Genomic DNA, 8,119 nt, shown 5'->3' on the forward strand with positions numbered 1-8,119 from the left:
CGGCTGGCGTCAAGCATTGGCACGGGGCGGCTCCGGATTCCTGGTTCCAGCATTTGGCGATTGAAGTCCCTGGCGAAGGTGGTCGCAACGAATGGCTTGAGCCCGTGAGTGACGAAGACTATAGTAAATTACAATAGTAACCTTCACCGCGAGCAACCATTATGAAACGCATAATCCTCATCCTTCTAACCATTCTCATGGGGGTCACTATGGCTGCCGTAAAGAAAATCCTGGTCGCATATTATTCCCGCGCTGACGAAAACTATGGCGTCGGAACAATCACCAAGGGTTACGACGACTGTATCAATGTCGCTAAGAAGGAACTCGTGCAGAATGAACGCGAAAAGGCGCAGAAGGAAGTGGACAAGTGGGTAAAATAGCCCTGAAATTAAGGGTTATTCAACCCAGCGGAAGCTGTTTGTACCAGCCGTGAGGGGCTGCGGCACAGGATGTCAGGACTGTTGATACGATTTACCAGCATCAGATCGAGATTTTTGTGACGAAATACATTGAGATGGCAGGAAAAATGTGATTTTTTACTAAAAATAACCTATATTTTTGTGTATGGAATACACTCTCAGACGAAAGTTGGACTCTTTTTTGGTCGATTGGAAGGCAAATCCCGACCATTTGCCGCTCATTATAAAGGGTGCTAGGCAGGTCGGAAAAACTTCTTCCATTACGCATTTTGCGAAGAACTACAAGAGTTTCATCTCGATAAACTTTATCGAGGAACCCCAGTACAAGAGAATTTTCGAGAAGGGCTTCAAACCGGACACGGTTATCCGAGAAATTTCGTTCTTGAATTCGGATTGGGAGTTCATTCCGCACGATACGCTCATCTTGTTCGACGAAATGCAGGAGTGTCCCGATTGCACCACGTCGCTCAAGTTTTTCAAGTTGGATGGCCGCTTCGACGTCATCTGTTCGGGTTCGCTGCTTGGGGTGCACTACAAGGAAATTTCGTCAGTCAGTGTCGGCTTCAAGGAAGACTATGAAATGCATTCCCTGGATTTCGAGGAGTTCCTTTGGGCAAAAGGCTACAAGCAGGAGCAAATCGATTCCATCTACGAACATATGGTATCTCAGACGCCATTCTCTAACATCGAATACGATGTATGGATTGAAAATTTCAGGGAATACATGACCATCGGGGGAATGCCCGCCATTGTAGACAAATTTGTATCACAGAAAAATTTTTCAGGGGTGCTGGCGGCGCAGAAAAAGATTCTCCAGGACTACGAGGACGACATCACAAAATACGCCGAAGGACTAGACAAAGAAAAGATAAAGAATGTCTATAACCACATTCCCGTTTTCCTTGGCAAAGAGAACAAGAAATTCCAGATAACGAAGGTCGCCACCGGGGCGCGTTCCAGAGAATATGTGGGGACAGTCGAATGGCTGAACGATGCAGGCATCATCAACCGTTGCTACTGTCTGGATCAGCCAGAACTTCCGCTAAAAGGCAACTACAAGCCTAATGACTTCAAAATTTATTACCGCGATACGGGACTGCTGATTGCTTCGCTCGACGACGAAGCCCAAGAGGACTTGCGCGCAAACAAGAATTTCAATGCGTACAAAGGCGCTATCTACGAAAATGTCGTTGCCGACATTCTCGTAAAAGAAGGTTACGGGCTCTACTACTACAAGAACGAGAAATCCACCCTTGAAATGGATTTTTTCGTGCGGACGGCTAGTTCACTGGTACCCGTAGAAGTCAAGGCCACCGACGGGGCGACCGTTTCGCTAAACAACTTGATTACAAAGGAAAATTACGGCGACGTAAAGTTCGGCATTAAACTGGCGAACAAGAACATCGGCTTCAACGGAAAATTCTACACCATTCCGTACTTTTGCACATTCATGCTCAAGCGGTGGCTGAAAACGATTAAGGAATAGAAAGTCAGCATAGCCGCAAAGATTGCTAGTAATTTCATAATGACCTCATTAAGTGTTGTTAAAAATATTGTTAATATTGAGAGCTTCAAGGGATGCCGTTGCGTAAATTACAAGGATGCTGGAAAAATCGTTGGCAGGTAGTAAGTTTTCTGTGATGAGTTTTACTTGATATGCCTATTTCCGCCAAAATCAGAATGCCGCTTGATATCGCGATGACGGTCGCGACGCTCGTGCTGATGGGTGGCAATTACTTCTTTGAATCGACGGCCGTTCACGAGATTCTGGGCGTGGTGCTGCTTGTTCTGTGGGCGGTGCACATCACGCTGAATCGGCGATTTTTTCTTTCGCTGTTCAAGGGACGCTACAACACATTCCGTATTCTGCAGGCGGTCGTGAATTGCGGGATTCTTCTGTGCGCGATTTTCCTGATGGTGAGCGGTATCATGCTTTCGAACCACGTGTTTGCCTGGCTCGGGATTGAATCGGGAGCAAGTTTCGCCCGCACGGCGCACCTGCTCGCCAGTCACTGGTATTACGTGTTCATGTCGCTCCACATCGGGCTGCATGTGAGCCTGATTGCAAACCGCTTGGGACTTGCGGGTGCGTTCAAGTCAAAAACGGCCCTAATCGCAACTCGCGTGGTTGCCGCTCTCGTGGCGGGTTACGGAATTTACGCCTTCGCCATTCGCGGGCTTTGGAAATACTTGTTCCTGCAGCAGCCGTTTTTCTTCTTTGATGCGGAACGCGGCTACGCTCTCTTTTTCGCGGACTATATCGCCATCGTCGTGCTGTTTGCCGTCGCGGTGCATCTTTTTAATGCAATAATTTCAACCCGACAATCCCGGATAAGATAAGCAAAACGCAAATGGCTTTCGGGATAGAGAAATGCTCCTGAAATAGATAAACGCCCAGGGCGAAAGTTTCCACCGTGCCTAGTCCTGTCCATATCGCATAGGCGGTGCCGAGCGGCAGTTTCTTTACGGCGAGCGACAAGAATACGGCGCTCAAAAGGAAACCGATTACCGTGATGACTGAAGGGACTGTTTTGGAAAAGCCCTCCGAGTATTTCATGGCGCAGGCCCAAACCACTTCGAGAACGCCCGCCACGGCAAGCATAAACCATTCCATTTCTTTACCTCCAGGAATCTTTATCTTCAAAGACCTAACGATAAAGAATGCGTGTTCCCCTGTTACCCGGTGGCAGCAGGGCGCGGTTCAAATTATGAAACAAAGATAGTTATTCCGAAAAAAAAATTCTATCTTATTCAGCGATGAGGTCCGTTAAACAAAATGTTTCTTCGATGATTGCGGTCGCGTTGTTCGCGATTCTTGCTGCCGTTGTCGAAAGTTCGTTTGTTTACGATTACGGAACCGAAATGGGGCGGGCTTCGGAATATGGCAAGGTCTCCGCCGACAATGTGCATGCCGAAAGTCCGCTGTTCCTGTTGCGGGAATCGACTGCCGAGGCCATGCAGTTTACACGCAGGTCGGGCCAGCAGGTGTCCTTGCGTGCATCGCGCGGCAACGGCCTTCAAGGGGACGGCGGACGCAGTTCGACAACGTTCAAGCAGGCTACTCCATTTCCGACTAAGATCGCGCGGCCAACTGTTTGCGCCCAATGCGGCTTCCCTTTGTCGCTAGTTTATCAGAAATCAAAAGAGTATTACGTTTATACGCTAGAGCGAATGCTCTGTTAGCAAGTTCTTTCTCCAAGCCTTAAACACTAGTAAATGGCCGCGGCCCTTACCGGGTGCGCGACATCATTCATTTTAAAAAAGAGAAAGAACATGGAAAACATTTCCAAGATGAAGATGGCAAGCGCCCTCTTCAACAAGCCCTATATCAAGACCGAAAAGAAGTTTTTCGGTTTCAAAACCAATGTCACCTACACCAGGACGAATTCGCCCGTTGTGGGAATATGCCTGGACTACAGCCCTACGGAGGGCCAAAAGGTCAAGGAAATTGTCGAGGCTTCTTCAAACGCCCTGGATGCGGTCGTTCAAAAAAATGTCCATCCGAGAACAGGCGACAACGGGAACTTCCGCCTGAATCTCTGCTATTCGCAGGACCGCGAATTTGCGGCACTGCACCTGCAGCAGTTCTCGGGATTCGAGTACCATACCGTAGGTGAAATCCGTTTTGCCGAAGGCGACGAGGCGCATAAACTTCTCGCCGTTTTCGTTAAATAAACGGACATATTGTCAAAACAACGCTCTCTCGGGTAATCCGGGAGAGCACTGTTTGTAAATGATTTTGCAGTAAACCGCTATTTAATTTCGATTCTTGAACCGTCTTGCGGCAAATAAGCCCGTTTCAAAAAGAAGATATGTCGGTGCGCCCAGCAGTAGTTGGCTTATGATGTCGGGTGGAGTAAGGAATGCGGCGAACAACAGGATAGCCACCACCACGTAGGGGCGCTTGCTGCAGACGGTTTCGTAATTCACGATGCCCGCACGGATAAGCGCGTAGGTCACCAGCGGGAACTGGAACATGCATCCGAAGGCAAGCGAAAGCCATAGCGCGAGTGTTACCAGGTTGGAGACGCCGAATACGGGTTGCAGAGTCGTGCTTGCAAAGCTCATGCCGAACTGCACAATCAGCGGGAAGCAGACGACAAGGCAGAAGGCGACGCCTGCGATAAAGAGCATGCTAGTCAGCGCCACGATGGAGCGGATGAAGCGCTTTTCGTTGTCGTATAGGGCGGGAAGCACGAACTGCCACATGTTCCAGGCGATGTAGGGCGAAAACAGCACGCAGTCCAGGAGAGCCGAAATCTTGAGCTGCAGCAGGAACACTTCCATCGGGGAAAAGTAGTGGAGCGTGACGCCGCCCTGCAGGGCAATTTGCTTACAGAACCAGTCCAGAACGTAAGGCGAAACAAGGAACAGAGGCACGATGCCGATGGCAAGGGCGACAATAGAACGCAAAAGTGAGCGTCGGAGCGCTTCCAAATGCGAAATCAGCGTAGCTTCTTGATCCTGTTTGGAGGACATTAGCCTTTCTTTTCTTCTGCCTCGGCGGCTTTTTCCACAGTCTTCTGCAGGTCTTCGGCTTCTTCCTTCAGGGCGTCTTTCGCCTTCTTGTACTCGTTCTGGGCTTTGCCTAAAGAGCGAGCAAGTTCAGGAATGCGCTTTGCTCCGAACAAAAGGAGCACCACGACCACAATCAGGATTATTTCTGGAATTCCAATGGACATTTTTTACCTGCCTTTTCGTAGAAATATAACATAATTTCTTTGTATATTTTAGGCAAAAGACAAAGGAGTTTATCATGAAGGTTGTTTTATTCAACGGTAGCCGTCGCGAAAAGGGCTGCACTTATACGGCGCTGTGCCTCGTGGCTGGCGAACTCAAGGCCGCTGGCATCGAGACGGAAATCTTCTTCGTGGGAGGTCGCGTGCTGAAGGGCGAAACCGACGCCGTGGTTCACGAAGCCAAGGAAATCCTTAAAACGGCCGACGCCGTCGTTTATGGTTCTCCGGTGTACTACGCTTCCCCGAGTGGCGAGATGCTGATGTTCCTGGACAGGCTTTACGGCATTGCCGAAGCGGAACTGCTCTTTAAGCCCGCCGCAACGGTAGCTTCTGCCCGCCGCGCAGGGACCAGCGCTACTCTTGATGCACTGAACAAGTATCCGGCGTTTGCACAGCAGCCTATGGTGGCGTCGCGCTACTGGAACATGGTTCACGGTTCTAGTCCCGAAGATGTGCTGAAGGACGAGGAAGGCGTGCAGATTATGAAGGAACTGGGCCGCAACATGGCATGGATCCTGAAGAGCATCGAAGCGGGCAAGAAGGCGGGTGTAGAACAGCCCGTTGCCGAAAAGAAAATCTTCACGAACTTTATCCGCTAGAATGGGAACGATGCGCTTGCGTTTTGCAAAGAACAAGAAACTCATGATTACAGCGATTATCTTATCTGTGCTTTTTATTTTGGGAGATGTGGGCGTGTTGTTCTTATCGCAGGCGAGCTTCGGCCATATTCCGCAAGGCAAACGCCTTGAACGCATCAAGCAGTCGCCGAATTACGATGGCAAGCAGTTCGTGAACGAAGTCGAGACCGTCACCATGACGGGCGACAGGGGCGTGTTTGCCGTATGGAAGGATTTCCTGTTCGGCGACAAGAGTCAGACCGTTCCCGATACCGCATTGAACGTGCTCAAGACCGACCTGAAATCGCTGCCGCAGGACCGCGATTGGATTGTGTGGTTCGGACATTCCTCGTACCTGCTTAATTTATCTGGAAAGAGGGTGCTGGTGGATCCGGTTTTTTACCAGGGCTCGCCGGTGAGTTTCGTGAACAAGATGTTCAAGGGAACGGACGTCTACAAGCCTTCCGATATGCCGGATATTGACTATCTGGTGATTACGCACGACCACTGGGATCATCTAGATTACCAGGTGGTTACGGAACTGGAACCCCGCGTAAAGCGTGTGGTAACTGGCCTCGGCGTGGGCGAGCATTTTGAATACTGGAAGTATCCCGTTGAAAAACTTACGGAACTTGACTGGTGGGAATCTGTTGACCTGGGCGAAGGCTTTAATGTGACGGCGACTCCGGCAAGGCATTTTTCGGGCCGTGATTTGCACCAGAATAAGACTCTGTGGGCGTCGTTCGCGTTCAAGTCTCCTAAGCGCACTATATGGATTGGCGGTGATTCGGGTTACGGTCCGCATTTCGAAAAAATCGGAAAGAAATTTACCGACATCGATTTGGCGATTCTTGAAAACGGGCAGTATAACAAGGACTGGTCGCTTATCCACACCATGCCGGAATACCTGGGCAAGGAAATGGTGGAACTGGGCGCGAACCGCTACATGACTGTTCACCATTCCAAGTTCTGCCTGAGCAAGCATTCGTACACGGAACCGCTGGAAAATGCGAAACGTGCCGCCCAGGAATCGGGAAAGCCCGTGCTTATGCCGCAAATGGGCGAAGTCGTGTATCTGGAGTAAACCGCATTACCTATGTTAGCGCGTCGATGGCGATATAGTATTTTTCTATATTTGGGCGCGGATGAAAAGACTTTTAGATTTTGATAGCGAGCATTTGTGGCATCCATATGCGGCGCTGAAAAATACTCCCGCAAGATTTCTCGCCAAAACAGCTCACGGAACAACGATAGAAACGACTGACGGTCTGAAACTGATTGATGCCGTTTCGAGTTGGTGGTGTATGGCGCATGGGCATAACGCCCCTGAAATCGTTGAGGCGATTCAAAAACAAAGTGAAACGATGTGCCATGTGATGTTCGGCGGCTTTACGCACGAACCCGCGATTGAGCTTGGCGAAAAGTTGGTAAACTTTTTGCCCGAAGGATTGAATAAAATTTTCTTTGCGGACTCGGGAAGCATTGCCGTGGAATGCAGCGCCAAGATGGCGGTGCAGTACCAGTATTCCCTCGGACATCCCGAGCGTTGCAAGTTGGTCGCCTTGAAGGGCGGCTACCACGGCGATACCGCAGGCGCGATGGCGCTTAGCGACCCGGACGGCATGCATACGCTTTTCCGCGGAATCATGCCGCATCATTACTTTGCAGAACGTCCGAACTGCCGCTTTGACGAGGCTTGGAATTTATCTGATTTTGCTTCGATGGAACGCGTCGTCGAAGAACATAAGGATGAAATTGCTGCCGTAATTTGTGAGCCCGTATTCCAGGGCGGAAACGGCATGTGGCTTTACAATGCGGGTTACCTGAAGGCGCTTCGCGAACTTTGCGACCGTTACGGCATCTTGCTTGTTCTAGACGAAATTGCGTCGGGCTTTTACCGCACGGGGCCGCGCTTTGCGATGATGCATACCGCTGAAAATGGAGCGAATGCTGGTGAAAACCGCGCCGGGTTTATAAAGCCCGACATTATGTGCATCGGCAAGGCGCTCACGGGCGGAAGCATTACGATGGCGGCCTGCGTTGCGTCCGAGAAGGTGGCTGATACAATTACGAATAGCAAGATTCCTGCATTCATGCATGGTCCTACTTACATGGCGAACCCGCTCGCTTGTGCCGCAGGAATTGCTTCGCTTTCGCTGTTCGAAAGTCGCAATTACGAGGCTAGTGTTGCACGAATTGAAAAACGCCTCAAGCAGAATCTGGAGCCGCTCCGTGCGCTTGAAAATGCGGCGGACGTGCGCGTATTGGGTGCGATTGGCGTCTTGGAACTGAAAGCGAAACCTTCAGCGGATGATATCCTGCGCGTGATTCGCGAAACCGGCGT

11 protein-coding genes and 1 pseudogene are annotated in these 8,119 nt (G+C 50.2%); 9 read left to right on the forward strand and 3 right to left on the reverse strand.

Annotated elements, in window-relative coordinates; translation table 11 throughout:
- The 4 genes and pseudogenes from ACKI61_RS09385 to ACKI61_RS09400 all read left to right on the forward strand — a co-directional run.
- Positions 1 to 137, forward strand: a pseudogene (locus ACKI61_RS09385) (carboxymuconolactone decarboxylase); the annotation flags it as partial.
- A 72-nt stretch (positions 138 to 209) separates the two neighbouring features.
- Positions 210 to 380: a hypothetical protein gene (locus tag ACKI61_RS09390; protein WP_407457474.1), complete on the forward strand. Its 171-nt coding sequence runs from the start codon at positions 210 to 212 to the stop codon at positions 378 to 380.
- A 184-nt stretch (positions 381 to 564) separates the two neighbouring features.
- Positions 565 to 1,905, forward strand: a complete 1,341-nt coding sequence (locus ACKI61_RS09395; protein WP_407449152.1) for an ATP-binding protein — start codon at positions 565 to 567, stop codon at positions 1,903 to 1,905.
- Between the two features lie 194 nt (positions 1,906 to 2,099).
- Entirely contained in the window at positions 2,100 to 2,759 is a 660-nt protein-coding gene (locus ACKI61_RS09400; RefSeq protein ID WP_407457475.1) for a DUF4405 domain-containing protein, read from the forward strand.
- On the opposite strand, the gene ACKI61_RS09405 is transcribed toward ACKI61_RS09400, so the two are convergent.
- Complete coding sequence (locus ACKI61_RS09405) at positions 2,719 to 3,033, reverse strand: DMT family transporter (RefSeq protein ID WP_407457476.1); 315 nt, start codon at positions 3,031 to 3,033, stop codon at positions 2,719 to 2,721. The two genes, ACKI61_RS09400 and ACKI61_RS09405, sit on opposite strands and share 41 nt — an antisense overlap.
- A 143-nt stretch (positions 3,034 to 3,176) precedes the next feature.
- On the opposite strand from ACKI61_RS09405, the gene ACKI61_RS09410 reads away from it, so the two are divergent.
- Both ACKI61_RS09410 and ACKI61_RS09415 read left to right on the forward strand, forming a co-directional pair.
- Complete coding sequence (locus ACKI61_RS09410; RefSeq protein WP_407457477.1) at positions 3,177 to 3,602, forward strand: hypothetical protein; 426 nt, start codon at positions 3,177 to 3,179, stop codon at positions 3,600 to 3,602.
- A 90-nt stretch (positions 3,603 to 3,692) separates the two neighbouring features.
- On the forward strand, positions 3,693 to 4,094 hold the full coding sequence (locus ACKI61_RS09415) for a hypothetical protein (protein ID WP_407457478.1): 402 nt from the start codon (positions 3,693 to 3,695) through the stop codon (positions 4,092 to 4,094).
- Between the two features lie 81 nt (positions 4,095 to 4,175).
- Here ACKI61_RS09415 and tatC read toward each other — a convergent pair whose 3' ends face one another.
- Together tatC and tatA are read right to left on the reverse strand one after the other, a co-directional pair.
- On the reverse strand, positions 4,176 to 4,898 hold the full coding sequence (gene tatC / locus ACKI61_RS09420; RefSeq protein WP_407457479.1) for a twin-arginine translocase subunit TatC: 723 nt from the start codon (positions 4,896 to 4,898) through the stop codon (positions 4,176 to 4,178).
- Positions 4,898 to 5,101: a twin-arginine translocase TatA/TatE family subunit gene (tatA, locus tag ACKI61_RS09425; RefSeq protein WP_173319880.1), complete on the reverse strand. Its 204-nt coding sequence runs from the start codon at positions 5,099 to 5,101 to the stop codon at positions 4,898 to 4,900. The genes tatC and tatA overlap by 1 nt, the downstream gene beginning before the upstream one ends.
- A gap of 74 nt (positions 5,102 to 5,175) precedes the next feature.
- Here tatA and ACKI61_RS09430 point away from each other — a divergent pair, with 74 nt between their 5' ends.
- The 3 genes from ACKI61_RS09430 to bioA form a co-directional block, all read left to right on the forward strand.
- On the forward strand, positions 5,176 to 5,757 hold the full coding sequence (locus ACKI61_RS09430) for a flavodoxin family protein (protein ID WP_407457480.1): 582 nt from the start codon (positions 5,176 to 5,178) through the stop codon (positions 5,755 to 5,757).
- A gap of 1 nt (position 5,758) precedes the next feature.
- Positions 5,759 to 6,859 (forward strand): MBL fold metallo-hydrolase, encoded by a 1,101-nt coding sequence (locus ACKI61_RS09435; protein WP_407457481.1) that lies wholly within the window; start codon positions 5,759 to 5,761, stop codon positions 6,857 to 6,859.
- Between the two features lie 61 nt (positions 6,860 to 6,920).
- Positions 6,921 to 8,119, forward strand: a 1,199-nt coding sequence (bioA, locus tag ACKI61_RS09440; protein ID WP_407457482.1) for an adenosylmethionine--8-amino-7-oxononanoate transaminase, incomplete at its 3' end; no start/stop codon positions are given.

Source organism: Fibrobacter sp., assembly GCF_045601785.1.
Taxonomy (GTDB): domain Bacteria; phylum Fibrobacterota; class Fibrobacteria; order Fibrobacterales; family Fibrobacteraceae; genus Fibrobacter.

Excerpts from the sequence above, each read along its gene's own strand:
- ACKI61_RS09410 (WP_407457477.1), top strand. The coding sequence starts at position 3,177 with ATGAGGTCCGTTAAACAAAATGTTTCTTCGATGATTGCGGTCGCGTTG.
- ACKI61_RS09435 (WP_407457481.1), top strand. The coding sequence starts at position 5,759 with ATGGGAACGATGCGCTTGCGTTTTGCAAAGAACAAGAAACTCATGATT.
- ACKI61_RS09405 (WP_407457476.1), bottom strand. The coding sequence starts at position 3,033 with ATGGAATGGTTTATGCTTGCCGTGGCGGGCGTTCTCGAAGTGGTTTGG.
- ACKI61_RS09430 (WP_407457480.1), top strand. The coding sequence starts at position 5,176 with ATGAAGGTTGTTTTATTCAACGGTAGCCGTCGCGAAAAGGGCTGCACT.
- ACKI61_RS09400 (WP_407457475.1), top strand. The coding sequence starts at position 2,100 with ATGCCGCTTGATATCGCGATGACGGTCGCGACGCTCGTGCTGATGGGT.
- tatA (WP_173319880.1), bottom strand. The coding sequence starts at position 5,101 with ATGTCCATTGGAATTCCAGAAATAATCCTGATTGTGGTCGTGGTGCTC.
- ACKI61_RS09395 (WP_407449152.1), top strand. The coding sequence starts at position 565 with ATGGAATACACTCTCAGACGAAAGTTGGACTCTTTTTTGGTCGATTGG.
- tatC (WP_407457479.1), bottom strand. The coding sequence starts at position 4,898 with ATGTCCTCCAAACAGGATCAAGAAGCTACGCTGATTTCGCATTTGGAA.
- ACKI61_RS09390 (WP_407457474.1), top strand. The coding sequence starts at position 210 with ATGGCTGCCGTAAAGAAAATCCTGGTCGCATATTATTCCCGCGCTGAC.
- ACKI61_RS09415 (WP_407457478.1), top strand. The coding sequence starts at position 3,693 with ATGGAAAACATTTCCAAGATGAAGATGGCAAGCGCCCTCTTCAACAAG.